Origin of the sequence: Streptomyces sp. NPDC032472, assembly GCF_040636955.1 — a bacterium.
GTDB lineage: Bacteria > Actinomycetota > Actinomycetes > Streptomycetales > Streptomycetaceae > Streptomyces.
This window is the reverse complement of the sequence record NZ_JBEZVK010000224.1, coordinates 1-1,009: the sequence shown is the minus strand read 5'-3', so window position 1 is coordinate 1,009 and position 1,009 is coordinate 1. Positions and strand designations below refer to the sequence as shown.

1 protein-coding gene is annotated in these 1,009 nt (G+C 62.5%); it reads right to left on the bottom strand.

The features are described 5' to 3' along the window. Positions 1–1,009 (bottom strand): acyltransferase family protein (locus tag AB0F11_RS38355; RefSeq protein ID WP_362184527.1); only part of this gene is annotated, 1,009 nt, incomplete at both ends.

Here is a 1,009-nt window from a genome sequence, read left to right as displayed (position 1 = left end):
CGCGCCAGTAAAGCCAGTACAGCTTGGGAAGCGAGCTCTGCCAAGTGGCGACCTGGCCGATCAGCACGATCCGCCTGACGCCAGAGCTACGCAACGCGTTGACCGTAGCGGGAAGCGCATGCAGGCGATCAGAACTCCAGTTCGCCGTCAGCAGCACGGTCGCTGGTTTGATCGTTTGCACGAGGCCGAGCACTTGGGCGTTGGATTCCTTGCATCGCTTGTCGCCGCCATCGACGAGTGGCGGGCAGCCGGACGTACTGAACTGCGCGAATCGAATACCGCGTTCGGCACTCGCACTGCGCAAGCCCGGAGACAGCGCTGCGGCACGCGAATCTCCCCAAAGCATGACGACAGGCCCCGATCCGCCGTCCACGCAAGCCGGGCTGAATCCTTGATCGTCTCCTTCGAGATAGCATTGCCCGCGGCGCCAGAGCCGGTCCCTGTCGAAGTCCACCCCATCGGCAAACGCGCCTACCATTCGCGACATGCGAAACTCCAGGCCGCCTCGTGAATAATCGTTGTAGCCCGCATAGGCGCATCCGGCCATCAGGGCGAGCAGCGTTGCGACGGTCAGCCTCGGGTAACGGGATTTCCGGATCGGTGTTTCCAGATATAGATACGTCAACAATGCGAGTGGAAAGCAGGCCAGCAACGCCAAGGCACGCCACAGCACTGGCGCGGTACCGCTACTCATGATCCGGAGCGCCGACAGCATCGGCCAATGAAACAAATAGAGCGGGTAGCTGATGAGACCGACCATTACCAGCGGCCGGCTGCATAGCACGCTCTGTGCGAACGGCGCGCTGGAACCGGCGTCGATCAACAAGTACGCCGCAACCGTCGGCACGAGCGCCCACCCACCCGGAAATGGCAGGGTTGGGTTCATGACGGCGATGGCGCCAGCCAGCAGTGCGATACCGATACCTGCTTTCGCTTTCGCTTTCGCTTTCGCCGAGTCGACAGACGATGTCCGCCCGCCGACAACGTGGTGCCTGAGCGCGAGGAAGGC